The sequence below is a fragment of the Vibrio sp. 10N.222.52.C3 genome, assembly GCF_041474195.1.
Classification (GTDB): domain Bacteria; phylum Pseudomonadota; class Gammaproteobacteria; order Enterobacterales; family Vibrionaceae; genus Vibrio; species Vibrio crassostreae_C.
This window is the reverse complement of the sequence record NZ_JBFRTQ010000078.1, coordinates 1-26,383: the sequence shown is the minus strand read 5'-3', so window position 1 is coordinate 26,383 and position 26,383 is coordinate 1. Positions and strand designations below refer to the sequence as shown.

General features: G+C 45.0%; 22 protein-coding genes and 2 pseudogenes. 8 read left to right on the top strand and 16 right to left on the bottom strand.

Going from position 1 to position 26,383, the window contains the following annotated elements; translation table 11 throughout:
* Positions 1-98: 98 nt before the first annotated feature.
* From menH to AB4517_RS12765, 3 genes are read right to left on the bottom strand one after another with little or no spacing between them, the layout of a single operon-like run.
* The gene (menH, locus tag AB4517_RS12775; protein WP_372148445.1) at positions 99-896 is read right to left on the bottom strand and encodes a 2-succinyl-6-hydroxy-2,4-cyclohexadiene-1-carboxylate synthase; all 798 of its coding nucleotides are present in this window, start codon (positions 894-896) and stop codon (positions 99-101) included.
* A gap of 9 nt (positions 897-905) precedes the next feature.
* Positions 906-2,630 carry a 2-succinyl-5-enolpyruvyl-6-hydroxy-3-cyclohexene-1-carboxylic-acid synthase gene (gene menD / locus AB4517_RS12770; RefSeq protein ID WP_372148444.1) on the bottom strand — a complete coding sequence of 575 codons (1,725 nt, stop codon included), beginning with the start codon at positions 2,628-2,630 and terminating at the stop codon, positions 906-908.
* Entirely contained in the window at positions 2,627-3,934 is a 1,308-nt protein-coding gene (locus AB4517_RS12765; RefSeq protein WP_372148443.1) for an isochorismate synthase MenF, read from the bottom strand. The genes menD and AB4517_RS12765 overlap by 4 nt, the downstream gene beginning before the upstream one ends.
* 296 nt (positions 3,935-4,230) lie before the next feature.
* On the opposite strand from AB4517_RS12765, the gene AB4517_RS12760 reads away from it, so the two are divergent.
* The 3 genes from AB4517_RS12760 to AB4517_RS12750 all read left to right on the top strand — a co-directional run bounded on the left by AB4517_RS12760 (position 4,231) and on the right by AB4517_RS12750 (position 7,790).
* Positions 4,231-5,463, top strand: a complete 1,233-nt coding sequence (locus AB4517_RS12760; protein WP_004736094.1) for a pyridoxal phosphate-dependent aminotransferase — start codon at positions 4,231-4,233, stop codon at positions 5,461-5,463.
* Between the two features lie 344 nt (positions 5,464-5,807).
* Positions 5,808-6,392, top strand: coding sequence for a 5'-deoxynucleotidase (gene yfbR, locus AB4517_RS12755; RefSeq protein WP_017076767.1), 585 nt, complete (start codon positions 5,808-5,810; stop codon positions 6,390-6,392).
* 54 nt (positions 6,393-6,446) lie between these two features.
* Positions 6,447-7,790, top strand: a complete 1,344-nt coding sequence (locus AB4517_RS12750) for an anti-phage deoxyguanosine triphosphatase (protein WP_372148442.1) — start codon at positions 6,447-6,449, stop codon at positions 7,788-7,790.
* 26 nt (positions 7,791-7,816) lie between these two features.
* Here AB4517_RS12750 and AB4517_RS12745 read toward each other — a convergent pair whose 3' ends face one another.
* A complete protein-coding gene (locus tag AB4517_RS12745; RefSeq protein ID WP_017060615.1) occupies positions 7,817-8,416 on the bottom strand; it encodes a tRNA-uridine aminocarboxypropyltransferase in 600 nt (199 codons plus the stop codon).
* A gap of 9 nt (positions 8,417-8,425) precedes the next feature.
* Here AB4517_RS12745 and rrtA point away from each other — a divergent pair, with 9 nt between their 5' ends.
* Entirely contained in the window at positions 8,426-8,974 is a 549-nt protein-coding gene (gene rrtA / locus AB4517_RS12740) for a rhombosortase (protein ID WP_017060616.1), read from the top strand.
* Here the strand turns inward: rrtA and AB4517_RS12735 are convergent.
* The 8 genes and pseudogenes from AB4517_RS12735 to AB4517_RS12700 all read right to left on the bottom strand — a co-directional run.
* On the bottom strand, positions 8,965-9,264 hold the full coding sequence (locus AB4517_RS12735) for a helix-hairpin-helix domain-containing protein (RefSeq protein ID WP_065583684.1): 300 nt from the start codon (positions 9,262-9,264) through the stop codon (positions 8,965-8,967). The two genes, rrtA and AB4517_RS12735, sit on opposite strands and share 10 nt — an antisense overlap.
* 224 nt (positions 9,265-9,488) lie before the next feature.
* Entirely contained in the window at positions 9,489-11,354 is a 1,866-nt protein-coding gene (ppiD, locus tag AB4517_RS12730; protein ID WP_017060618.1) for a peptidylprolyl isomerase, read from the bottom strand.
* A 218-nt stretch (positions 11,355-11,572) separates the two neighbouring features.
* A complete protein-coding gene (locus AB4517_RS12725) occupies positions 11,573-11,866 on the bottom strand; it encodes an HU family DNA-binding protein (RefSeq protein WP_012604504.1) in 294 nt (97 codons plus the stop codon).
* Between the two features lie 168 nt (positions 11,867-12,034).
* Complete coding sequence (gene lon, locus AB4517_RS12720; protein WP_017060619.1) at positions 12,035-14,386, bottom strand: endopeptidase La; 2,352 nt, start codon at positions 14,384-14,386, stop codon at positions 12,035-12,037.
* 132 nt (positions 14,387-14,518) lie between these two features.
* On the bottom strand, positions 14,519-15,799 hold the full coding sequence (clpX, locus tag AB4517_RS12715) for an ATP-dependent protease ATP-binding subunit ClpX (RefSeq protein ID WP_009847283.1): 1,281 nt from the start codon (positions 15,797-15,799) through the stop codon (positions 14,519-14,521).
* Positions 15,800-15,880: 81 nt separating this feature from the next.
* Positions 15,881-16,507, bottom strand: a complete 627-nt coding sequence (gene clpP, locus AB4517_RS12710; protein ID WP_004736080.1) for an ATP-dependent Clp endopeptidase proteolytic subunit ClpP — start codon at positions 16,505-16,507, stop codon at positions 15,881-15,883.
* Between the two features lie 105 nt (positions 16,508-16,612).
* Complete coding sequence (gene tig, locus AB4517_RS12705) at positions 16,613-17,911, bottom strand: trigger factor (RefSeq protein ID WP_017106221.1); 1,299 nt, start codon at positions 17,909-17,911, stop codon at positions 16,613-16,615.
* Between the two features lie 294 nt (positions 17,912-18,205).
* Positions 18,206-18,388 (bottom strand): annotated as a pseudogene (locus tag AB4517_RS12700) (hypothetical protein); the annotation flags it as partial.
* Positions 18,389-18,551: 163 nt separating this feature from the next.
* Between AB4517_RS12700 and AB4517_RS12695 the strand changes: the two are divergent.
* From AB4517_RS12695 to AB4517_RS12685, 3 genes are all read left to right on the top strand, one after another.
* Positions 18,552-20,372, top strand: a complete 1,821-nt coding sequence (locus AB4517_RS12695; protein ID WP_372148441.1) for an ATP-binding protein — start codon at positions 18,552-18,554, stop codon at positions 20,370-20,372.
* 29 nt (positions 20,373-20,401) lie between these two features.
* Positions 20,402-21,751, top strand: coding sequence for a sigma-54 dependent transcriptional regulator (locus tag AB4517_RS12690; RefSeq protein ID WP_136974223.1), 1,350 nt, complete (start codon positions 20,402-20,404; stop codon positions 21,749-21,751).
* A 78-nt stretch (positions 21,752-21,829) separates the two neighbouring features.
* Positions 21,830-22,003, top strand: coding sequence for a hypothetical protein (locus tag AB4517_RS12685; RefSeq protein ID WP_170962805.1), 174 nt, complete (start codon positions 21,830-21,832; stop codon positions 22,001-22,003).
* Between the two features lie 54 nt (positions 22,004-22,057).
* Here AB4517_RS12685 and AB4517_RS12680 read toward each other — a convergent pair whose 3' ends face one another.
* The 3 genes from AB4517_RS12680 to AB4517_RS12670 form a co-directional block, all read right to left on the bottom strand.
* Positions 22,058-23,419, bottom strand: a complete 1,362-nt coding sequence (locus AB4517_RS12680; RefSeq protein ID WP_017060625.1) for a TRAP transporter large permease — start codon at positions 23,417-23,419, stop codon at positions 22,058-22,060.
* Between the two features lie 2 nt (positions 23,420-23,421).
* Entirely contained in the window at positions 23,422-24,177 is a 756-nt protein-coding gene (locus AB4517_RS12675; RefSeq protein ID WP_048607896.1) for a TRAP transporter small permease, read from the bottom strand.
* A gap of 64 nt (positions 24,178-24,241) precedes the next feature.
* Positions 24,242-25,237, bottom strand: coding sequence for a TRAP transporter substrate-binding protein (locus AB4517_RS12670; RefSeq protein ID WP_372148440.1), 996 nt, complete (start codon positions 25,235-25,237; stop codon positions 24,242-24,244).
* 346 nt (positions 25,238-25,583) lie between these two features.
* On the opposite strand from AB4517_RS12670, the gene AB4517_RS12665 reads away from it, so the two are divergent.
* Entirely contained in the window at positions 25,584-25,991 is a 408-nt protein-coding gene (locus tag AB4517_RS12665; RefSeq protein WP_048607892.1) for a thioesterase family protein, read from the top strand.
* Between the two features lie 2 nt (positions 25,992-25,993).
* Here the strand turns inward: AB4517_RS12665 and AB4517_RS12660 are convergent.
* Positions 25,994-26,365 (bottom strand): annotated as a pseudogene (locus tag AB4517_RS12660) (4'-phosphopantetheinyl transferase superfamily protein); the annotation flags it as partial.
* Positions 26,366-26,383 lie beyond the last annotated feature (18 nt).

Here is a 26,383-nt window from a genome sequence, read left to right as displayed (position 1 = left end):
CCCATTGTTCTATTAGAGAGCGCGACTAGCGTAGAGTCGCGACGGTGTTGCTCTGCTTTCTATAGCGCTTGATACGAGAGGTTCGCTCAGTCAGTTCATCAACGACTGGCGATACATTGGATGATCAGATTTGAAAACATCTCTGGTTGCTCAAAATGAACATTATGACCCGCGTAATCCACCTGACTATATTCAAAGCCACTATTCTCAGCTAGCTCCATGAATTTACGATCTTTTTCTCCACATACATAATGCAATAAATGCTCATGAGATTTCAATGTGGCACGTAAATCCGGTTGCTTAGCTAACGAAGTAGATAACAACATATTTGCTACGGATACTCCAAGGTTACCACTACGCTTTATGACCAAAGTTTGTCTTTGCTCATGATTTAGTGAAGAAAAGACGCTTTGTTGATACCAATCGTCTAAAACATCTTCAATCGACTGCTGTGCAAAGCGAACAGCCCATTGCGTATCGTGTACTAACCTTTGTGCTCTTTCTTCATCACATTCCAAGCCAAAGTTGCCACCTTCAATGATGACTTTCTCTAAGTTAAGAGTTTCGAAGCAAGGGCTTGTTACCCCATACATGGCAAGCCTTCCCCCCATAGAATACCCAATCACCACGATAGGATAATCGACAGGAAGATCGTTGAAAGCCAGCTGAGATGTGATGCACTGAACTATCTTGGTACAGCAATGATCAAAGCCTACAGGGTCGATAAACCGGCTTTGTCCGTGTCCGGGCAAATCTATGCAAAGACGAGGAAAGTCTTCGAGGAAGGGGTGGCATGCACTCCAATCATCCCCGCTTCCGAGTAAACCATGTAAAAAAACAAGCAAAGGTTTGTCAGAAGATTCTTGTACTGCTGGGTAATAATTGGAGTAAAGCATGTAAAGTCCTTAGGCTAATGCCTCGGTGAGCATTGAGCTGAATTGCTTCAGCAAAGTAGACGCTTGTTCGGGAGGCGTCTTAACTTCTACGAGCAAGGTACCCTGACCTTGTTCAAAATGTTGTTCGATGAGCGTTTGATAGCAATTCAAGGTTTCTGGCGCCGCATAACCAAGATGGAATTGCGCAGCAGCATGTTCAAAATTGAAACCATGAGGCATTTGATATAGAGACTGTTTTTGTTGCTCAGGAACCGGCAACAAGTCAAAGATCGCACCACCGTCATTGTTGGTCACAACAATAACCATCGGCGTTAAATTATGAGTCAGCAGAGCCAGTGAATTTAGGTCGTACAACAAAGAGGTGTCACCAATCAGCATCATCAAAGGATTCTGGTTGGCTTTTATCACTCCCGCAGCCGTCGCCACCAAGCCATCAATGCCCGATGCACCGCGGTTGCTGTAGACTTGAGTCGCAGAGATTGATGACAGCATATCCACCAGCCTTACCATCAAGCTATTTCCCACAAAAAGCTCTCTGCCCTTAAGTCTAGACGACAAGTCAACGGCAACGCTCAACTCTGTCAGTTGGTCGTTATTAGAGATTTGCGCCAACGCTAACTGCTGAACCGTATTCGCGACTTCCGCCAAAGATGCCGCCCAGCCAGCATGTTCTCCCAACAGCGTTGGTAGATGTTGCTCTGATAACCAATGTTCGATATCAGCGACAATATGAGTTTGAGGCAGATGATCTTGATTAATACGATGTGCATCTGGTGAAACAACGATGTACTGCGATGAACAAAATGTGGCAGCTTGTTCTTTTACCCATTGGTTAAGACGCTTAGATACGATGCGCTCACCAAACTGGATAATAAAATCACACTGACTAAGCTGTGCTTTGGCTGCGTCACTTTGCATCCATAAATCATAGTGTTTCCAGTCACTACTGACACCCGATTGAGGGTCACAGAATACTGGCCAGCCCAAAGCTGTCGCAAACTGCTTGGCTTTAATTGCGGCTTCATTCTCGATAGAACCAATAATCACTGCGCCTTTACGAGCGACATAATCACTTGCTGAGACAGGCTGAGCGATTAAATGACTGGGCAAATAAGTGTTCGAGTAAAGGCAGGTTGAAGCTCTCCAAGCTGCCACGCTCTTTGTATAATCCGCATACATCTCAGCACTACTCTTAGAATAGAGCGGCTCTGGGAACGGACAATTGATATGAATCGCACCGCCAACATTGCGTTGTTTCGCAAGCGCGCTATCAACCGATGTTAGAAGCCAATTCAATGAAATCTGTGTGGTTGGGCTTGGCAGGTTTAAAGCACTTTCTACATGGGAAGAAAAGATACCATGCTGCTGAATCGCTTGATTGGCACCACAGTCGACTAAATCAATCGGTCGATCGGAGGTCAACAAGATTAGCTTTTCTCGCGTTAATCCAGATTCAGCGGTCGCTGGTAGAAGGTTAGCTACGGCAGTTCCAGAAGTAACAACCACCGCAACGGGTTTGTTGCTCGCTTTAGCTAAACCTAAAGCCAAGAAGCCAAGCCCGCGCTCATCAAAGTGCGTATGTAAGGTTAGCTTAGAGTTAGCTTCGGCTTCGAGTGTTAATGGTGTTGAACGAGAGCCTGGTGCGATGCAAACATGTTCAACACCGCTGCGGGCAAGCTCTTCAAGTAATGTGTTACACCAAACTCTGTTTAATACAGCTTGGTCGTGATTCATGACGCCACACCTAATGGTGGGTGATCAGAAATGAGACTGAGCAGAGTCGACATCTTCTTATTCAGCTCTTGCCACTCATGTTCGGCAACCGATCCCGGCACGATCCCCGCGCCAGCAAACAGTTGTACTTGATCGTTTACAATCAAGGCGCTTCGAATCGCCACGCAGAATTCCGCTCGCTGATGACTGATATAGCCTACAGAGCCTGCATACCAACCTCGTGCAAACGGTTCGTGTTCAAGAATGAAATCCATCGCCTCTTTACGAGGTAAACCCGCCACCGCAGCAGTTGGCTGTAAGGCAGCAAGCAACTGCACACCATTAACGCCATTGTTGAGCTGAGCATGGATATTGCGCTTCAAATGCTGCACCTTACGCAAGCGCACTAGACGCGCATCCTTTTCAACATGGACCGTTTGAGAATGAGGAGTGAGACGCTCAATGATGTCGTCGACCACATACTGGTTCTCATTGAGGTTTTTGCTGTCTTGAGAAAGCCAGTTGGCCAGTTCCATATCCTCAGTAGCGTTCTCTCCGCGACCAATGGTTCCAGCAAGCGCCTCGGTATCAAGCTCCGTACCATGTCGGCTATATAAGCGCTCTGGTGTCGAGCCAATGAAACTGTGTTTAGAATCCAGCACCAACATAAAGTGGAAACTGTGGTGATTTTGCAGATAGCTGGCTTTAAGTAATTGAGCTGCGCGGATAGGCGCATCGAGTTGCAGTGTGGTTTTACGTGCTAAAACGACTTTTTTGTACTCTTCATCGCTAATGCCTTGCAGCACTTTATCGACAAGGTTGCCCCACTGCTCTCTTTCTGGAACGTGGTTAATCTGTTCAATGTGAGCCGACAAAGGTGCCAATATCGCCGCTTCTACAGAAAGCTTATTCAAAGCATTAATGGAGGCAACGCGATCAGGAGACAAGTTAACCGCTAGCGACCAAGTGTCGTCAAAGCGGATTAATTCAACCTGAGGAAGGAAGAAAAACGATTCCATGCAACGACGGTTCTTTGCGGTATGTCCATCAAATGAACGTCCACCCCAGATTCGTTGGTCTTCACCAAGAATTGCGTACGCGGGAGCAGGATCAGAAAAAGTGTGCAGTTGACCGAGCGCGACGACCTCTTCACGAGTGTCACGTGACTGCCAGTAGAACTTTGGAAAGAGCGGTTGAGCATGAAGCCATTCTATAAATGCAAACGATGGTTTTTGCGTTAGAACTTCAACACAACGAACTTCACTTGCTTGGGCATTTTGTACTCGCTCAATCAAAGCGGAGATAGTTTGCTGGAAATGTGACAAATCGACCTCGTTCACATCTAAATTATTATTATATTAGTTTGATACTCTATGGGCAGCACCCACTTAGATCAAGAATCTACTATATCTTTTGAACATTCCTGTGATTTTAAGCGATCCAGCCTCTTTATTCATCTTAGACAACAACAAAGAAAGCGATTAATTAAAATTTAGAAAAGAGTGACAACAAAAAGACCAAACGTGACACTGAAATGCGACACTCATCAGATTTTTATTCTATCAAACCCCATTTTGCGGTACTTTAATAAAGTATTTAAATTAATTTCAGGAAATCGGCAATGCAAAATATCGGGATGTCGTCAAAACTCAACAGCGTATGCTACGAAATCAGGGGGCCTGTACTCAAACATGCTAAGCGCATGGAAGAAGAAGGGCATAAAATACTGAAGCTTAATATTGGTAACCCCGCCCCATTTGGTTTTGACGCCCCTGATGAAATCCTTGTTGATGTAATTCGTAACCTACCGACATCTCAAGGTTACTGTGACTCAAAAGGCATCTATTCAGCCCGCAAAGCGGTTGTTCAGCACTACCAGAAAAAAGGCCTACGTAACCTTGATGTAGAAGACGTTTACATTGGTAACGGCGCATCAGAGCTTATCGTTATGTCTATGCAGGCGCTACTGGATAATGGTGATGAAATCTTAGTTCCCGCTCCGGACTACCCACTATGGACAGCGTCTGTTGCGCTTTCTGGTGGTACACCGGTTCACTACATGTGTGATGAAGATGCTGATTGGTATCCAGATCTAGACGACATGCGTGCGAAGATCTCACCAAAGACTCGCGGCATCGTTCTTATCAACCCGAACAACCCAACGGGCGCGGTATACAGCCGTGATTTCCTATTACAAGTTGTTGAGATTGCTCGTGAGCACGGTTTGATCATCTTCGCTGATGAAATCTACGACAAAGTGCTTTACGACGGTGCCGTACATACTTCAGTCGCAACGCTTGCTGAAGACGTACTAATGGTCACATTCAATGGTCTATCTAAGGCTTACCGCGTGTGTGGTTTCCGTGGTGGCTGGATGTTCTTAACGGGTCCGAAGCACATAGCGAAAGGCTACGTTGAAGGGCTAGAAATGCTGGCCTCGATGCGTTTGTGTGCCAACGTACCAATGCAGCACGCCATCCAAACAGCACTGGGTGGTTATCAGAGTATCAACGAACTGATTCTTCCTGGTGGTCGACTGCTTGAGCAACGTGACCGTGCATGGGAACTGATCAACAAGATCCCTGGCGTTTCTTGTGTGAAACCAAAAGGCGCGATGTACCTGTTCCCTAAAATCGACACCAACATGTACAACATCAAAGACGATCAGAAATTCGTGCTCGATTTCCTTAAGCAAGAGAAGGTGCTATTGGTTCAAGGTACTGGCTTCAACTGGCCAAAACCGGATCACTTCCGCATCGTGACTCTGCCACATATCGAAGACCTAGAAATCGCGATTGGTCGTCTAGAGCGCTTCTTACAGACCTACAGCCAAGACGACCTCATCGAAGGTTAATTAGCACAAAGAAAGATGACTACAATTTGCTGTTTTAAAAGACTTTAACTTGTAATCAATCACTTCTATGCTTAAAGGGCTCCTGTTTGGGAGCCTTTTTTGTATCCGCTGTCTCGTATCACGGTGTTAAGCACCAATACGAGTGGAGCATTGTTTATACCAATCACAGTAAGTAAGTGTTCAGAAATAGCGCAGGAAAAAAGCTTGAGAACAAGGCAGCTATTTTCGACAAGCAGCTTCGATAAGTAGTTATTCTACAATCAAAAATTCTAACATAGTTATCGAGTTTTTTAACAAGCTAGGATGACCAGTTATTTACTACGATTGGTACTATAAGGACTCTTATGAAACAAAGCCATTTCTTTGCCCATCTTGCCCGTATGAAGCTGATTCAACGCTGGCCCCTGATGCGTTCAATCTCAAGCGAGAATATTTCAGAACATAGCCTGCAGGTGGCTTTCGTCGCACATGCCTTGGCATTAATTAAAAATAAGAAGTTTGATGGCCAGCTCAACCCAGAGCACATTGCGCTGCTTGGTATGTATCACGATACCAGTGAAGTGCTAACAGGCGATTTACCGACGCCAGTTAAATATTACAATCCAGACATCGCACAAGAGTATAAAAAGATAGAAGCGGCAGCAGAGCAAAGACTGCTTTCAATGCTGCCAGAAGAATTCCGAGACGACTTCGCCCCGTTTTTGATATCTGGAACAGCAAGTAAAGAAGAGCAAAGCATCGTTAAACAAGCCGACACGATCTGTGCTTATTTGAAATGCTTGGAGGAGCTCAGTGCGGGCAATCATGAATACGAGCAAGCGAAACGCCGACTGGAAGAAACACTCGAACAGCGTAAAAGCCCAGAAATGGACTACTTTCTCACCACATTTGCGCCAAGCTTTGAATTATCACTAGACGAGATAAGCTAGCTGGGTATAACTTGAGTGTAATTAGCTAAATAAATCAGATTGATAGGTGCTATTTTGACTTCTCCACTCGAACCACCATTTGAACTCGAACAAGAATGGCAACATCGAAATGACGATGAACATAAAATAAGGCGTGATGACCACCGCAGCCCGTATCAGCGTGACCGTGCGCGCGTGCTTCACTCTGCTGCTTTCCGTCGCTTACAAGCGAAAACCCAGATCCATGGCACCACGGTCAACGACTTTCACCGAACGCGCCTTACCCACTCTCTTGAGGCCGCTCAGCTTGGCACCGGTATCGTCGCTCAACTGAAGAAAAAGCAGCCCGAATTTCGAGACCTATTACCCTCAGACAGTTTGATTGATTCACTGTGTTTGGCTCACGACATCGGTCATCCACCCTATGGACATGGCGGCGAAGTCGCACTCAACTACATGATGCGCGACCACGGCGGCTTTGAGGGCAACGCTCAAACGTTTCGCATAGTCACACAGCTAGAACCTTACACTGAACATCACGGGATGAACCTATCTCGACGCACTTTGTTAGGTCTAATTAAGTACCCTTCTCTGCTGAGTGAGGTTCAAGCTAAATTGCAGTCTGAACCCGTTAAGCATCAACGACAACTCCGAGCTAAAGATTGGATGCCAGCAAAAGGCATCTACGATCATGATGAAGAGTTGTTTAACTGGGTGCTTGAACCGCTTTCAAGCAGCGACCAACAGCTCCTAAAACAGAAAAGAAAAACGCATACCGAGCCACTTGAGCACAACAAGACCAAATATAAGTCACTGGATTGTTCGATCATGGAACTTGCTGACGACATCGCGTATGGCGTGCACGATTTAGAAGATGCGATTGTGCTTGGCTCTGTGACCAAAGCTCAGTGGGTCGAATCGGCTTACCCTCAACTGAAAGAGATGGCCGACCCATGGATTTGTGAACACCTAGATTCAATTACAGAGATGCTTTTCTCTGGTGAACAGTATCGTCGAAAGGATGCGATTGGTGGGATAGTCAACGCACTGTTGACCAGTATCTCGATTAAGCGAGTGGAGGCTAACTTTGAGAATGTACTGTTGGCTTACAATGCGGTGCTCGAGCCGAGCATGGACGGCACACTCGATAAGCTGAAACACTTTGTCAGCGAGTTCGTTATTCAAGTGCCACAGGTTCAGGTCATCGAATACAAAGGTCAACAGATCATCATGGATATGTTTGAAGCATTCAGCGCAGATCCTGAACGCTTGCTGCCACTGCCCATCAAGAAGCAATGGCTACAACATCAAGATGAGTCTCGAAAAATGCGCGTGATAGCCGATTACATTTCATCGATGACTGATGATCTTGCGCAGAAAATGCATCAGCAACTGTTCTCAGCTCATACCGAGTTTTAATTCCTGACTCACTTTACTAAAACGGCTTAATCTAAGTAGTTTTTCTCAAACACGCCCGGCGGCATTTGATTGATTTGAAACTGAATCATTTGGTCAAATGCCGTTAGCAAAGGGCTAAAGTCGCCATCACGCTCTAACAAGCTAAGTAAATGATAGCCAGCTTCAACGGTTGAAAGGCTATTTTCACTGGGTGCTTTGCGAATTCGGTAATTACCCTTGAGATCTTTCGGTAAATGAACCGTGTTCAACGCATGCAAGTTACTCGATACTTGCCACATCTTGAATGCTTTCTTCCACGTGCCATCCAATAAAATCACACGCAGCTTCTTATTGGGAGATGTCGCCGACTCAACTGAAACGGAGTTTTCGCTTGGGTATAAAATCACATGTTGATACTGTTCATCGCACAACAATGCGTTGAGTTGTTCGTTGTCTGAAAAGTCTTCGCCAACAAACGTCACGCTGTTATTAAGAGATAACGAGAGAATACGCGCTGTTCCCATCGGACGATGCTCTTCTGATGGGTGCTGAAGAATGATAAGCTCAACATTCGATTCGAGTGGTGTAACCCACTGACAAATACAAGCTTTCAAAGCCTTGCTGCATTGGGGGCAATAACGAGACATGGATTTAATGTGTACCCTGTTTTAATTTTCATTTCACTTTTATGCGTCTTATTCCAATTTGAGCCAATACAAGCTTGGGTCGTTTGGGATAGCAATGCGATTGCCGATGGGCAATGGTGGCGAATCCTAACAGGAAACTTTTCACATACCAACTACTCGCATCTTCTGATGAATCTAGCAGGCTTGTGGATCATCAGCTACCTGTTTCAACCGAGTAAAAAACAGCTTGTTGTTGCTTTGCTTGTGATCAGTTTAGTGACTGGCGTCGCTCTGTTGTTTTCAAGTATTCAGATCTACGTTGGCCTATCGGGCACTTTGCATGGGTTGTTTGGCTTATTCGCGCTCAGAGAGGCTTTAAACGGCAGGAAGTCTAGTTGGCTGTTAGTATTCGGATTAGTCGCTAAAATCGCTTGGGAGCAGCTTATTGGCCCTTCTAGCACGACTGGTGAACTGATTAATGCTCGTATCGCGATTGAAGCCCACCTAGCAGGTGCATTGGCCGGAGGCTTCATATCTATCGCTTCATTTCTAACAAGTAGAAAAACGGGTCAAAGTTGAATTCTTTCGCGGTTCTTTTCAACCGTCGCTTCACCTATCCCTTTGACACTCACCAAATCATCAGCAGTAGTAAATGCCCCGTTCTGATCTCTGTAATCGACGATTTCTTTGGCTTTCTTGTCACCCACGCCAACCAATAGTGCTGAAAGTTCTTCTGCCGTCGCGGTATTGATGTTGACCGTAATCTCAATGCCTTCGTAAAGCTCATCCTTGGTTGGGCTGTCTGCAAACACGGCAGGGCTTAAGAGCATCAGAAATGAAAGAATTAGTGTTGAATATATCGTGCGCATAAATAGTTCCTTTGTTCAAAAAACGTAACTTATGCATTTGCCGCGCTAGATAACACAATCACCAGATAAAAATAAAGCGGATCACCTAAGTGACCCGCTTTGTTATACATCTTATTTTCATCAGCTTGTTTGTTGGCTCACAAATCTGAATTAAAGCCTAACAATCACGTATTGATTTCAGTAGTAAGCTCTAACTTGAGCTTGCTACTGAGGTAATCAAACGCTTACTGACCTTGACCCACTACGTAGTATTCAACGTCTGCGTTTTTACGAAGTACGTTTAATACGTTAGTCAGGTCTTGCTGGTTACCAACTCGCTCCAACTGTGCACCAATTTGAGTGCTGTAGGCTGGGTTGATCTCAGCCGTTACTTTAGAAAGCTCAACAACAACGATATTACCGTCTTGGTCTTTAGATTGACCGAACACAGCTTGACCTGCTTCTGGTTTCGCTAGAGCGAATACAGATGCCGCTAATGGCGAGTTACGGTCAATCGTTTCAAGTTCAGTGAACTCAAGGTTGTTGTCCGCTAGTACTGCTTCATTGCCTTGCTCAAGTTCGTTCACTAGAGAAACACCTAGCTCAACCGCTTGCTGCTCTGCTTGTACAGCAGACAGTGCAGCGACAACTTGATCTTTCACTTCAGCTAGAGGAAGAACTGTCTCATCACGAGTCTCTTCTACACGAACAACAATTACGTGCTCAGGTGCAACTTCGATAACTTCCGAGTTTAGACCGTCTTCTTTCACTTCAGGGCTCAAGATAGCTTGCATAACTGCAGGCGTCATCAGAACTTCTGGAGCGTCAACTTGAGAGATGAAATCTGTCGTTGTGATCTTCGCGTTGATAGCTTCTGCAGAATCATCTAGAGAATCTGGGAATTCAAACGCTACTTTTTCTAGCTCAGTTTGTTGCTCGTAGAACTGATCAACTGCGTGTTGGTCTAGAAGCTCTGTCTTAATCTCTGCCGCTACTTCAGTGTAAGGCTGAGCTTGAGACGCTTTTAGTTCGTCTAGCTTGATGATGTGGTAGCCGAAATCAGATTTAACTAGGCCAGTAGTATCGCCAATATTCTCAAGAGCGAAAGCCGCGTCTTCGAATGCAGGGTCCATAACATCGCGCTCAATCCAACCTAGGTCACCGCCAACGTCTGCACTACCGAAGTCGTCAGATTTCTCTTCCGCTAGCGTAGCAAAATCAGCGCCTGCATTTAGCTCGTCTAGGATTGCCTGAGCTTTCGCTTCGTCATCGCCTTGAACTAGGATGTGGCTAACTTTACGTTGCTCTTCCGTTGAGTACTTGTCTAGGTGCTCTTGGTAGTATTTCTGTGCTTCTTCATCGCTTACTTCAAGCTGAGACTTAAGCGCTTCAGCAGAAAGCTCAATGTAAGATACCTTAGCTTGCTCTGGACGAGTGTAAGCTGCTGGGTTCTCTTGGTAGTACTGTTCGATTTGCTCGTCAGTTAACTCGATGTCTTTTGCAAGGTCAGCAACAGACAGTGTCACTGTGCGAATGTCACGAGTTTGTGCGATAAGCTTGCTCTGAGTATCGATTTCGCCCTGAAGAACGAATTCACTGCCTTGAAGTGCAGTCACAAGCTGGTTGCGCATAAGGTCACGACGCATGTATTCAGCGAAGCTCTCTGCGCTGAAACCTGCACGACGTAGTGCCGATTGGTAAACTTCTTGGTCGAATTGACCCGCCGTTTGGAACTGAGGCATTTCTAGAATCATGGTGCGGATTTGAGAATCACTGATTCGTAGGCCTAGAGACTCAGCTTGCTGCTCAAGCAGTACGTCATTGATCATGCGATCAAGTACTGATTTACGGAAAGACTCTACGTAAGCAGGGTCTGCAAGCATTTGCGCGAAGTAATCGCCAAGTTGAGACTGCATACGATTACGTTCGTTTTGGTAAGCCTGTTCGAACTCACCACGAGCAATTTCTGTGTTGCCAACTTTAGCTGCTGCGTTGTTACCGCCACCGGTGATGTAGCTGCCTACACCTGCGAATACGAATGACAGGATAATCAACCCAAGGATAATTTTTACCGCGATGCTATTCACGCCTTCGCGTAATCGATCCATCATAATTTAAGTGCTCTCCGGATATGAAGCATTGGCTTCAAAATAAAAATCTATTCACGCGATATTATCAGAAAAAGAAATGCGCATCAGTAGGATGCGCATAATTTAAATAAGTTCAATGTGCTTTGTACACATACTGTTTAAGAATGAAACATCATTTTTCAAACAGTAAACGCATTTTACTGCCTTCCCCTCTTAAATGGAGGTTTCAGCAGTGAAAATTAGTTACATGCGTCTTTAAGTGCTTTACCCGCTTTGAAGCCAGGTACTTTAGCTTCTGCGATTTGGATCTCTTCACCAGTTTTTGGGTTACGACCTGTACGAGCAGCACGAGTACGAACACTGAAAGTACCAAAGCCAACAAGTGCAACTTGGTCACCAGATTGTAGCGTTGTGCCAACTGCTTCGATGAATGCGTCTAGAGCGCGGCCAGCTGAAGCTTTAGAGATGTCTGCGTTTTCTGCGATTGATTCTACTAGTTGTGTTTTATTCACTGTTTTTCCCCTATGTGTCATCTGTGACTACTTCTGATGACTGTACGTTCCATTTTGGTTTTAATTTAGCCGCAAGCCTTATTGCAAAAGGGCTGCCGCTTTGATCAATAACTTAGCGTCCAAAAAAAACGCTGACAAGCCTTTTCGGGCCTATCAGCGTAATTCTTTACTTATTTTTGCTATGCATCACTATTTTTTCACGTCAAACTCGACCCCTGACGGATCTCGTTCTAGCGCGACTTTGAGTACTTCATCAATCCACTGAACCGGGATCACCTTCAAGTCAGCGATTACGTTGTCTGGAATCTCTTCCAAATCACGCTCATTGTCTTTAGGGATCAGTACAGTTTTGATGCCGCCACGGTGTGCAGCAAGCAGTTTTTCTTTCAAGCCACCGATAGGTAAAACTTCACCACGAAGGGTAATTTCACCTGTCATACCGACCTCTGCTTTAACCGGGTTACCCGTCAAGCTAGAGACAAGTGCAGTACACATTGCGATACCCGCACTCGGGCCATCTTTCGGTGTAGCACCTTCTGGTACGTGAACGTGAATGTCACGTTTTTCGTAGAAATCTGAGTTGATACCCAGTTTTTCAGCACGAGAACGAACCACTGTCATTGCCGCTTGAATCGACTCTTTCATCACGTCGCCAAGTGAGCCAGTTTGCGTTAGCTTACCTTTGCCCGGCATTGCTTCGGTCTCGATAGTCAGTAGATCACCACCCACTTGAGTCCACGCTAGGCCTGTTACTTGACCGATACGGTTGCTTTCATCCGCTTTACCGAAGTCGTGGCGTTGAACACCTAAGTACTCTTTCAGGTTATCAATGTTAACCGTTACAGACTTAAGATCGCTGTCTAGCAAGATGTTCTTCACTGCTTTACGACAGATCTTTGAGATTTCACGCTCTAGGCTACGTACACCCGCTTCACGCGTGTAGTAACGAATGATGCCGATGATTGCAGAGTCTTCAATCTCAATTTCATGAGGCTTAAGACCGTTGCGTTGAACTTGCTTGTCCAGTAAATGGCTCTTAGCAATGTTCAGCTTCTCATCTTCTGTGTAACCAGATAGACGAATCACTTCCATACGGTCCAGTAGAGGCCCAGGAATGTCCATCGAGTTCGATGTTGCCACGAACATAACATCTGACAGATCGTAATCTACTTCTAGGTAGTGATCGTTAAATGCGTTGTTTTGTTCTGGATCTAGAACTTCTAGAAGTGCTGAAGATGGGTCGCCACGCATATCAGAAGACATCTTATCGATCTCATCTAATAGGAACAGTGGGTTCTTAACACCAACTTTAGACATCTTCTGGATCAGTTTACCCGGAAGTGAACCGATGTACGTACGACGGTGACCACGAATCTCAGCTTCATCACGAACGCCACCAAGTGCCATACGCGTGTACTTACGACCCGTTGCCGCAGCAATCGAACGACCTAGCGAGGTTTTACCTACACCAGGAGGACCAACAAGACAAAGGATTGGGCCTTTTAGCTTGTTGATACGGTTTTGTACTGCCAAGTATTCAAGAATACGTTCTTTAACACGCTCTAAGCCGTAGTGGTCTTCGTTTAAGATCTCTTCCGCTTTCGCTAGATTCTTTTTCACTTTTGAACGCTTAGCCCAAGGAACGCCCACCATCCAATCAATGTAGCTACGTACTACTGTTGCTTCAGCAGACATTGGCGACATCATTTTCAGTTTTTGCAGTTCTTGCTCGGTTTTTTCACGAGCTTCTTGAGGCATCTTAGAGTCTTCGATCTTCTTCTTCAGAGTCTCGAATTCATCAGGAGCGTCGTCCATCTCGCCAAGTTCTTTCTGAATCGCTTTCATTTGCTCATTCAGGTAGTACTCACGCTGAGATTTTTCCATTTGCTTCTTAACGCGGCCACGAATGCGTTTTTCAACTTGCAAGATGTCAATTTCTGACTCCATTTGGCCCATCAAGAATTCCAGACGTTCAGTCACATCTAAGATTTCTAGAACGTGCTGCTTGTCTACCAGTTTAAGTGGCATGTGTGCAGCAATCGTATCAGCAAGGCGAGCTGCCTCATCAATACCGTTCAGAGATGTTAGAACTTCTGGTGGAATCTTTTTGTTCAGCTTAATAAAGCCTTCGAATTGATTGATCGCGCTGCGAACAACCACTTCTTGTTCTTTTTCGTCAAGTTCTGAGGTTACAACGTATTCTGCGTCCGCTAAGAAAAACTCACTTTCTTTGAATTGGTGAATTTTTGCACGCTGCTGACCTTCGACAAGCACTTTAACAGTACCATCAGGGAGCTTTAGTAACTGAAGAATGGTAGCGACAGTTCCTACTTTAAATAGGTCGTCAATTGAAGGCTCATCAGTGTCCGCTTCTTTCTGCGCTACAAGTAGTACTTGTTTGTTAGCTTCCATTGCCGATTCAAGGCAAGTAATCGATTTTTCACGACCAACAAACAATGGAATAACCATGTGTGGGTAAACCACTACATCACGTAGAGGTAGCACGGGGATTTCGATACGCTCGGAACGTTCCAAGTTCATATATTTCTCTCTTCCGCTTTAACTTATAAAGCAGTATATGGGGCTTAAACGACTGGATTCAATGGAAGAATAAAAAAAAGGAGGTAATTGCTTACCTCCTTTTTCAATTTGAGTGACTTGTCTAAAAAAGACCTACTCTGCAACAGCTGCTTGGTTATCTGAGTTGCTGTAAATTAATAGTGGTTCTGACTCACCATTAATTACCGACTCATCAATCACAACCTTGCTTACATCAGTTGAAGATGGCAGTTCGTACATAGTTTCTAGTAGAACACCCTCCAAGATAGAACGTAGACCACGAGCACCTGTTTTACGGTTCATTGCTTTCTTAGCAATGGCACGTAAAGCATCTTCACGGAATTCTAACTCTGTATCCTCAAGCTCAAATAATGCTGCGTACTGTTTTGTAAGTGCATTCTTTGGCTCACATAGGATTTGGATTAGCGCTTCTTCATCAAGCTCTGTCAGTGTTGTTGTCACAGGTAGACGACCAATGAATTCTGGAATCAGACCATATTTCACTAGATCTTCAGGTTCTACTTGAGTGAACAATTCACCGATAGTTTTGGTTTCATCTTTTGAACGCACTTCTGCGCCAAAGCCGATACCTGAACCTGTTTCTACACGCTGTTCAATCACTTTATCTAGGCCTGCAAACGCACCACCACAGATAAATAAGATCTTAGACGTGTCCACTTGCAAGAACTCTTGCTGTGGATGCTTACGACCACCTTGAGGTGGAACTGAAGCTACTGTACCTTCAACAAGTTTTAGTAGAGCTTGCTGTACACCTTCACCAGACACGTCACGCGTGATTGATGGGTTTTCAGCTTTACGAGAAATCTTGTCGATTTCATCGATGTAAACAATGCCGCGTTCCGCTTTCGCTACGTCGTAATCACATTTCTGAAGCAACTTCTGGATGATATTTTCAACATCTTCGCCCACGTAACCCGCTTCGGTTAGTGTTGTTGCGTCTGCCATTGTGAAAGGAACGTCTAGGAAACGAGCCAATGTTTCAGCCAGTAGTGTTTTACCACTACCAGTAGGACCGATAAGAAGAATGTTACTCTTACCTAGCTCTACGCCTTCAGCTGTCGTATCACCATTACGTAAACGCTTGTAGTGGTTATAAACTGCAACTGCTAGCACTTTCTTCGCGTATTCTTGACCGATTACATAGTCGTCAAGATGCTCACGAATCTCACGCGGCGTTGGCAGCGATTCCGATTCTTTCTTAGGAAGAACATCTTTAATTTCTTCACGAATAATGTCGTTACAAAGATCGACACATTCATCACAAATGTAAACAGAAGGACCTGCGATTAACTTGCGAACTTCGTGTTGGCTTTTGCCACAGAAAGAGCAGTAAAGCAGTTTACCGCTACCACCCTCTTTGCTTTTATCTGTCATTCGCTAACCTCTTAGCCTTAACTCTCTATGCTTGAGTGTATATCAATTTGAATCACTTTGCGTCAAACAATTGCCCTGCAATTATTGACCGCGGTGATTAAGAACTGAATCCACCAAGCCGTATTCTACTGCTTGATCAGCAGACATGAAGTTATCACGATCTGTATCGCGCTCAACAACTTCTAGAGGCTGACCAGTGTGCTCTGCCAATAGTTTGTTTAGCTTTTGTTTGATCGTTAGGATCTCTTGCGCGTGAATTTGAATATCAGACGCTTGGCCTTGGAAGCCGCCAAGTGGCTGGTGAATCATTACACGTGAGTTTGGAAGCACGTGACGCTTACCAGGAGTACCACCCGCTAGTAAGAATGCACCCATAGAGCAAGCTTGACCCATACATACTGTGCTCACGTTTGGCTTGATGAACTGCATTGTGTCGTAGATAGACATGCCTGCTGTTACGCTACCGCCAGGTGAGTTGATGTAAAGATAGATATCTTTGTCTGGGTTTTCTGATTCCAAGAAAAGCAGTTGAGCCACGACAAGATTTGCCATGTGGTCTTCCACTTGACCTGTTAAGAAAATGATACGTTCTTTTAATAGACGAGAATAAATATCGTAAGAACGTTCACCACGGGAAGTCTGTTCAACCACCATAGGAACTAGTGCGTCCATAATCGATGGCATTGTATTTTTTTCTTGGTAGCTCATATTCTTATGTCCCTAAAATAAATGGCCCGAATGATTAAATCATACGGACCATTGTTAGCAGAATTGTTGACCGTACGTCAACCTTCTACGTCAGATATTACTATATTAAGCAGGTTGCTGATTCATTAGCTCGTTGAAGCTAACTTCTTTATCAGAAACTTGAGCTTTAGCGATGATTGCATCAATAGCTTGCTCTTCTAGAGCAACATTGCGCATGTTGTTCATCATTTGCTCGTTTTGCTCGTAGTAAGCAATAACTTCTGTTGGATCTTCGTATGCTGTAGCCATCTCTTCGATGATAGCTTTAACTTTCTCGTCGTCAGCTTTTAGTTCTTCAGTCTTGATTACTTCACCAAGAAGAAGACCTACAACTACGCGACGTTTAGCTTGCTCTTCGAACAGCTCACGTGGAAGTTGGTCAGCAGCTTCAGTGTTGCCACCGAAACGTTGAGCAGCTTGTTGGCGTAGAACACCGATTTCTTGATCGATAAGAGCAGAAGGTACGTCGATGTTGTTTTCGTTAACTAGACCGTCGATAGCTTGCTCTTTGATGCGGTTCTTAACAGCTTGCTTAAGCTCACGCTCCATGTTCTTACGAACTTCAGCTTTAAGACCTTCAACGCCGTCAGCAGCGCCGAACTTAGAAACGAATTCTTCGTTTAGTTCTGGAAGTTCACGAGCTTCAACTTTGTTCAGCTTGATAGAGAACTTAGCTGCTTTACCTTTTAGGTTTTCAGCGTGGTAATCTTCTGGGAAGTTTACGTCGATTTCGAATTCCATACCTGCTGTTTTACCAACGATACCGTCTTCAAAACCAGGGATCATGCGACCAGCGCCCATCTCTAGTGGGAAGTTCTCAGCTTTACCGCCTTCGAACTCTTCACCGTCGATAGAACCAACGAAGTCGATAGTTGCACGAGAACCAGCGTCAGCAGCAGCTTCAACTTCAGTCCAAGTTGCTTGTTGCTTACGTAGAGTTTCGATCATCTCTTCAACGTCAGCTTCTTTAACTTCTACTGCTGGTTTCTCAACAGTGATGTTTTCTAGACCTTTCAGCTCAACTTCTGGGTAAACTTCAAAAGTTGCGTTGAATACTAGGTCAGCGCCTTCGTTGTTTTCAACTGGTGCGAAAGTAGGTGCGCCAGCTGGGTTGATTTTCTCTTTAACGATCGCTTCGATGAAGTGACGTTGCATTACTTCGCCCATCACGTCTTGACGTACTGCTTTGCCGTACATTTTAGCAACCATCTTCATTGGCACTTTGCCTTTACGGAAACCATCGAAACGACGGTTTTTCGCGATGTTGCGTAGTTCAGCTGTAACTGCATCTTCGATGTTAGCAGCAGGAACAGTAATATTAAGACGGCGCTCTAGGCCTTCTAGCGTTTCAACAGTAACTTGCATTATATAAACCTCAAAACTGGCTCAGTAATCTGAGCATATGAGCCGTAACTTAGCTTTAATTCAAAAGCAGACGTTGTTGGCTGCATCCTTGTGTAGTGCTCTATCCGAACACCTAATTTAAAATCGAGCATTGATGTCTGAATTGATTATTCAACCAAACACCAGACTAATCAGCGATATCTTCGTTCTTCACACGTCGATTAAAACGCAATAAAGCTTGTTTTCAGAAACAAGAAAGGTATCTCCGATTAGCCTCAGGACAGAAATTTTAGACGCGACATTCTAGCGATCTGTTTAATCTCTGTCGAGCCGTTCACCTCTGCATGATGATGAATGCTCTAAATTCGTCCAACTAAGTGATACAAAAACGATCAAATCATCACTTAGCACAACAGAAATGGGGACAATAGCGACTTTTTCAAGGGAATCGAGGGCTTTTTTTGCTAAAAACCTTAAAAAGAGATCTTGCTCTTGTTTTACCCCTCAGAGTCGATAACTTTTTCAACAATCCCCGTTACAAACCCTTAACCTACATCCATCTGTTCACTCTCTGCTTTCAGCAAAAACTACCGCTATTTGCTACCATAAACGAGAGAAGACAGGCTTGATTGTTTACCAAAGAAATCAGCGGAGAGCCTTCATGTTTCAAGCTTTTAAAATCCCAATACTGTTAATGGTCACATACAGTTTACTGATGGTGTTTGGCGGTCATTGGGTGTGGAGCACGAGCCATGAAAGTTTGTTAAATGATCATCAATCTAAGCTGGACCGCTTTTCTGTTCATATTTCAAGCCAATTGGATAAGTTCGCGCACATTCCCGAGCTGCTTTCAAAAGACAAAGAGCTGGTCGATGCCCTGCACTCTCCAAGTAACTCTGCGCAAATCGAACTCACTAATCGTTATCTAGAGCACGTAAACTCGGTGATTCAAGCATCCGACACCTACCTACTAGACAGTATCGGCACCACCATTGCAGCCAGTAACTGGAATCAACCGCGTTCTTTTATTCGTCGTAACTTTGCTTTCCGCCCCTACTTTCAAGAAGCGATTATTGGCAATGAAAATCAATATTTTGCGCTAGGTTCAACCTCTGGAAAGCGAGGCTATTATTATTCTTACCCCGTCTCCTATGCCGCCGAGATTATTGGCGTCATTGTCGTAAAGATGGATTTATCGCTGATTGAAGCAAGTTGGAAAGGCAAACAGAGTTTTTTTGTTGCTGACGATAAAGATCAAATTGTATTTATGTCGAGTAACCCTGAGTGGCTGTTCAAAAGCCTTCAGCCGCTAAGCGAAGTACAACACACTCGAATTCAAGAAAGCAGGCAGTATCTCGATACAAAAATAGAAAGCCTGCACTTCTCCGGCGATTTAGACAGTGCCACCAGTCGTATTGAGTCGCCACACAAACTCGTCCAAGAGCAGTTCTTTAGTTCTTCGCGTTTCCTAGCCGAACCAAGACTCACCATACGGGTATTTTCTCCAACCCACTTAGTTTGGTGGGACTTGGTTGCTTACCTTGTGGTTTTGAGCCTAATCTTTGCGATTATTTATCTAACAATGCAGCTCAACCACCATAGACAACAAAGACGAGCACAGATAGACAGGCTGCAATCCGAAGCCAAGCAAAAACTCGAATTTCAAGTGCTTGAACGTACATCGGAGTTACATGTTGAGATCAAACACCGTATCGAAACCGAGCATGTTCTGAGGCAAACCCAAGACGAGCTCATCCAAGCCGCCAAACTAGCAGTGCTAGGGCAGATGTCAGCGAGCATCAGTCACGAACTGAATAACCCGCTTGCCGCGATTCGCAGTTATGCCGACAACGGCCGATTGTTTCTTGCCAAAGAAAAAACCGATCGTGTCGATGACAATCTATCGCGAATCTCGGCACTCACTGATCGTATGGCGAAAATCAGCCACCAGCTTCGCTCGTTCGCCAAAAAATCTACTGCGGAAGAGCTACACACCTTACAAATACTCCCAGTTTTACATTCATCGAAAGAGCTGATGAAGCCACAACTCAAGAGCGAGCGAGTTAAGGTCAACGAACTCCCTGAGACCTTTGATGCTTGCGTGCTCGCCAACGCCATTCAACTGGAACAGGTGATCATTAACCTGCTGACCAACGCGATTCAGGCGGTGGAACAACAAGATGACAAACAATTAGCTATTCTGTTAGAGATTAGAGAGTCCGACCATCAACAAGCCAATACCTTGCTAATTCATGTCGATGATAACGGCCCCGGCTTCACCTCCCCTTCTAGCGGAAACTTTTTTGAACCCTTCCATACCACCAAGAAAAACGGACTTGGACTTGGGCTATCGATTTCTCAACAAATAATCAACGGAATAAATGGCAAGCTCGCTACCGGTAGTAGCCCTCAAGGCGGTGCTCGAATCAGCATAGAGTTGCCCCTTGTTGGACATGAACAGCAAACAAAAACTCAGCAATAACCAGAATACAAAGAAGTAAAGGAATCACTATGTGTCACGTCTATTTCATTGATGATGAATCCGATCTAAGAATGGCGATTGAACAGAGCTTCGAGCTCGCCGACATTGATGCCGAATTCTTTCCCGATGCGGAGTCTGCTCTGCTCGCGATTCAAGAAAACGGCTTACCTCACGTGATCATCACTGATATCTGTCTACCAGGTCTATCCGGGCATGATCTGCTCAACACCGTGATGCACAAAGACAAAGAGATCCCCGTGATCATGATTACTGGTCACGGCGATATTTCAATGGCCGTTCAAGCCATCCAATACGGCGCCTATGACTTCATTGAAAAACCTTTCGCTAATGAACGCCTAATCGAAACCACTAAGCGAGCGATAGAAAAACGTCAGCTCACACTAGAGAACCTTGAGTTAAAACGTTCACTCAAAGCCAGCCAAGCGCTCGGCCCTAGAATCATTGGTGATACGCAATCCATGACTGAGCTGCGCTCCATCATCACCCATATTGCCGACACCAATGCCGATATATTATTGTTTGGCGAGACAGGTACAGGTAAAGAGTTAGTAGCACGTTCTCTGCATGAACAAAGCAGCCGTCGAGAGCAAAACTTTGTCGCGGTCAACTGTGGTGCTGTTCCTGAAAACCTGATTGAGAGTGAACTGTATGGCCATGAAAAAGGGGCATTCACGGGCGCAGAAAGCATGCGAGTGGGTAAATTCGAGTTTGCTCAAGGCGGAACTCTATTCTTAGATGAAGTTGAATCCATGCCGATGCAGGCACAAATTCGCCTATTACGCGTCTTACAAGAACGCGTTATTGAGCGAGTTGGTTCAAACGGTTTAGTGCCACTAGATATTCGAGTGATAGCAGCAACCAAAGTCGACCTAAAGAAAGCCGCTGAAGAAGGCTCTTTCCGCCAAGATCTCTATTATCGACTCAATGTTGTGACCTTAGATTTACCGCCGTTAAGAAGCCGACAAGAAGATATCCCAGCACTCTTCCACCACTTCTTACTGGTCGCTGCGGCGCGTTATGGCAAGACTGCCCCTGCCCTTCCACAAAAGGAGCTGCACGCACTTTTGGCTCATGATTGGCCGGGAAATGTTCGAGAATTACGTAATACTGCAGAGCGTTTTGTACTTTTAGGTAAGCTTTCTCACTTATCAGACAGCGCCACTGAAACTACTCAAGAACTGTCTTTGGCAGAATTGGTATCTGACTTTGAAAAAAACACGTTGAAGCAGGCACTTATTGAATGCAATGGCAGTATAAAAGAGACCATGGAGAGGCTGCAATTACCGAGGAAAACCCTCTACGATAAGATGCAAAAGCACCAGCTAACGAAAGAATCTTATAAGGTAGAACCAAACTAAATTAGATTTGGGAGCAAGATCACCTATACTTATTTCGACAACAGGATGTTATGCAATAAATATAATAAGGAAGTGGTTATGGGTGAGAAAACAAAAGTGCCATCGATTACCGATACTTTCGAGATAGATGGTATTTTTTATGCTGACAATCATGTCGATCTACACACGCCAGAATTAGAGGCAAAACGCGCTTTGTATGAGCAGATAAAGCCTCATTCAAATCGTGGCAGAAATATAGATGTGGAGGTCTAGCGACCTCCTCATTTTTTATGGATTAAATTCCATGTCAGTGAATGACTCAAATAGCTACTTGGTTATGATCTCTGGTCCCATCAAGGTGGTTGGTAACCATGTTGATACCCAAGGTACGTAAGTGACGATAATCAGGAATAAGAACATCACCCCAACCCACGGCAATGCGGCTTTTACCACGTTCATCATCGACATCTTCGCGACACCTGCGGTCACAAACAAATTGAGCCCGACAGGCGGCGTTATCATCCCTATCTCCATGTTCACCACCATCATGATACCTAGGTGAATTGGGTCGATACCGAGCGCAATTGCAATTGGGAATACCAAAGGAGCAACGATGATCAGCAAGCCTGATGGCTCCATGAACTGCCCACCAATCAAGAGTAAAACGTTTACTACAATCAAAAAGGTGATCGGACCCAAGCCCGCAGATAGCATAGACTCAGTGATCATTTGAGGAATGCGTTCTTCGGTCAGTACATGCTTAAGAATCAGAGCATTGGCAATGATAAACAGCAGCATGATCGTCAGCTTGCCTGCATCGTAAAGTGTGTCTTTGGTGTCTTTATGGAAAAACGTTTGGAACACCTTAACCAAAGCAGGCTTTGTATTGTTCTTGTCAGCGAAAGGCCCCATATCTTTATAGATAAAGTTGGCAATGAAGAAGGCATACACCGCAGCCACTGCCGCCGCTTCTGTCGGAGTAAAGATGCCGCCGTAGATACCACCTAGAATGATGACAATCAGCAGCAAGCCCCAGCTCGCATCTTTCGCAGCTGCGAACATCTCGCCCCAGCCCACAAATGGCTGTGCCGGAATCTTCTTAATACGTGCTGCGATGTAGATAGCAATCATCAACATCACACCCGCCAGCAAACCAGGAATAACGCCACCTAAGAACATACGACCTACCGATACATCGGTCGCAGCCGCGTAAACCACCATCACGATGGACGGCGGAATCAAGATACCCAAAGTACCCGCGTTACAGATAACCCCTGCCGCGAACTCTTTTGAGTAACCGTTTTTGATCATACCTGCGATAACGATACTACCGATCGCCACTACCGTTGCAGGAGATGAACCAGAAAGGGCTGCGAACATCATACATGCCACAACCGACGCCATCGCCAAGCCGCCGCGGAACCAACCTACCATCGCGATAGCAAAACGGATAATACGTTTCGCCACGCCACCAGTAGACATGAAGCTAGAGGCCAAAATAAAGAAAGGAATCGCTAAGAGTGTGTAGTGGCCTGCAAATGCATTAAACAGCGTTTGTGCGACTGAAGCTAATGACGCATCTGAGTGCATCAATAAGAATATTACGCTCGATAAACCGAGGGAAATTGCAATTGGTACACCGACCAACATGAAAGCAATTACCATTAAAAATAGAAATAACATTGCCATGATTAGTCTTCCTTACCGTTAGATTTTGTACTCGACTCATTCGCTTTGTTCTGCGGAGTCGAATTCAATACCGCTGTCGCATCTTCGTCAGAGCCCGCTAGCACGTCTGCTTTCAACGCATCCAGCTCTTCTTCGGCTTCGTGTCCTGCAATCATGCGGTCAAGCTTGCCTGTTACGACTTGGTAAGCAACTTGAGCAAAACGGAACGTTAGCATTGCCATACCAATCGGCAGCGCCATATAAGGAATAAAACGTGGCAGTTTCTCGTATCGCTCGCCTTCATTCAGCCAGTCAGCAAGAAACTGAAGCATCTCTGGCATTGGAATATCGTCGGTCTCGTACCATGCGCGATCGGTCGCGAATGGGTACCAATAATTCCAAGAACCGATAAGAAGTAAGATTGAAAATGCTAGGCAGCTTGTCACGGCGATGAGCGCATACACTTTGCGTAGCTTTTCTGGGGCAAGGTTGATGATCACATCAACACCAATGTGGAAGTGTTTTTTAACGCCATAAGATGCGCCCACTAACACCATCCAAGCAAACATGAACACGGTCAGTTCCAGTGCCCATAAGATGTTGTCATTGAATGCGTATCGAAATACCACGTTGGCAAAAGTAAGTAGCGTCATTGCGCCAAGGAAAAATGCGATTAGTGACTCTTCAATCACATCCGTAACTCTTCCGACTTTGGAAAAAAGAGAGGTTTCCAGTGCTGATTCGCTAGAATTTGGTTGTTCCATTTGAGGCTTTTCCATAATTGACTCCGCTTATAATTGTTTTAATAAGGAGTGACGAATACTCGCCACTCCCTTAGCGGTGTTATTGGTTTGAAGCTAACGCTGCATCGATAAGGTCTGAACCGATGTCTTTTTCAAACTTCTTCCATACTGGTTGAAGTGCAGCTACCCATGCTTCACGCTGTTCAGGCGTAAGTGTACGAACCTCACCACCCGCTTCGATGATGTTGTTTTTGTTCGCTAGGTTAACTTTTGAAGATTCTGCGTTACGCGTCTCAGACACTTCTTGAACGATAGTGCCAAGCTGTGTGCGTACATCTTCAGGTAGGTCTTTCCAGAAGTCGTTTGACGTTACAACTAGGTAATCCAAGATACCGTGATTAGTTTCGGTCACGCCGTCTTGTACTTCAAAGAACTTCTTACCGTAGATGTTTGACCATGTGTTCTCTTGACCATCGATAACTTTAGTTTGCAAGCCACCGTACACTTCTTTGAAAGACATCTTCTGTGGGTTAGCGCCTAGTTGTTCAAACTGAGCCACCAATACATCCGATGCTTGAACACGGAATTTCAAACCTTTTGCATCTTCAGGGCTGATAAGAGGTTTGTTCGCCGACATCTGTTTCATGCCATTGTGCCAAAACGCAAGACCTTGCAGGCCACGACGCTTCATCGCGTTCTTCAGCTTTTCACCAGATTCTGAGTTTTGGAAACGGTCAACGGCTTCTACGTCTTCAAATAGGAAAGGAAGGTCAAAAATGCGGTATTTCTTAGTGAACTTCTCAAATTTTGACAGCGATGGCGCCGCCATTTGAACATCACCATTTAACAGGGCTTCCAGTACCTTATTATCATCGTAAAGTGTTGAGTTAGGGAAAACTTGCATACAAGCTTTTCCATTCATTTCTGTGTTTACTCGCTCTTCCAGTAAAGAAGCGGCGATGCCTTTCGGGTGCTTATCGGTATTGGTTACATGACTGAATTTAATCACGATTTCACCAGGGTCACAGTTTGCAGCAGCATTAAAACTTGTGAGCGCCAGAGCAGATAAAGACAGCAGGGTAAGAGGCTTAAACATTATTATTCTCCTTAGTAAACAAAGCAGCCCTTCAATGGGAACTGCGTGCTTTCACTAAGGCAATTAGCGCGCCATATTGACACAATTCATTAACAAGCCTTTAACCGCAAGGCTTCATCAGATCTGCCTGCAGTTGTCGCTAACTCGCTACAAAAATTAATGGGTGGAAAATGACACATAGAATATTTGTAAATGGGTGGGAGTTGACCAAAGCATCAGTGATAAATGAGGTCTGACCAAAAGCCCCTTTCACGATGATGCCTTGAAGTAATTTCAACCTATCCTGTAGAGTGCTGCACAACTTAGTCAGATTTACTGATCCACTACTTACCAAGAGTTGCTACCCATGAGTCAGATCTACCATCACCCAGTACAGATTTACTACGAAGATACCGATCACTCAGGTGTGGTTTATCACCCTAACTTTCTTAAATACTTTGAGCGTGCGCGCGAGCATGTGTTGGGCAGCGATAAACTGGCAGAGTTGTGGAATGAACATGGACTGGGGTTTGCGGTGTATAAAGCCAATATGACCTTTCAAGACGGCGTTGAGTTCGCAGAGATCTGCGATATCCGAACCTCTTTTGAACTCGATGGAAAATACAAAACCTTATGGCGACAAGAGGTTTGGCGTAAAGATGCAACCAAACCTGCCGTGATTGGTGATATCGAGATGGTTTGCCTAGATAAAGACAAACAACTTCAGCCTGTACCCGCAGAAGTATTAAAAGCGATGCTTGGAGAGTCGAGCTAACTTTATTTTATCCACATAGACGTCAAGAGATGAGACGACGAAAAGGTTCTCATCTCTATCTGCATGGGGAGCAAATTCCCGCCAAGCGTCACCGCAAAGCGATACTGTTCATCCAGCCGCCCTAAGCAACACTGCCAATCTGTAGAACTATCGTCTTGTTGAGCAGAATCCAAATTCAACCCAATCCCGCTATGTAGCCTGATTTCGCGATACAAGCCTGATTGTTCCACTACTTGCTTGGTCAAAAATGTTCGCTTGGTCAAATTAGAGAAATCGAACGAGAAGCTTCGCAACGATGTGGCTAGCCCCTTGCCTGTCGCTTTGATATACGACTCCTTCAGCGCCCAAAGATCGAAAAAACGCTCTCTCTGCAGTAATGCCGTTCACTTAAG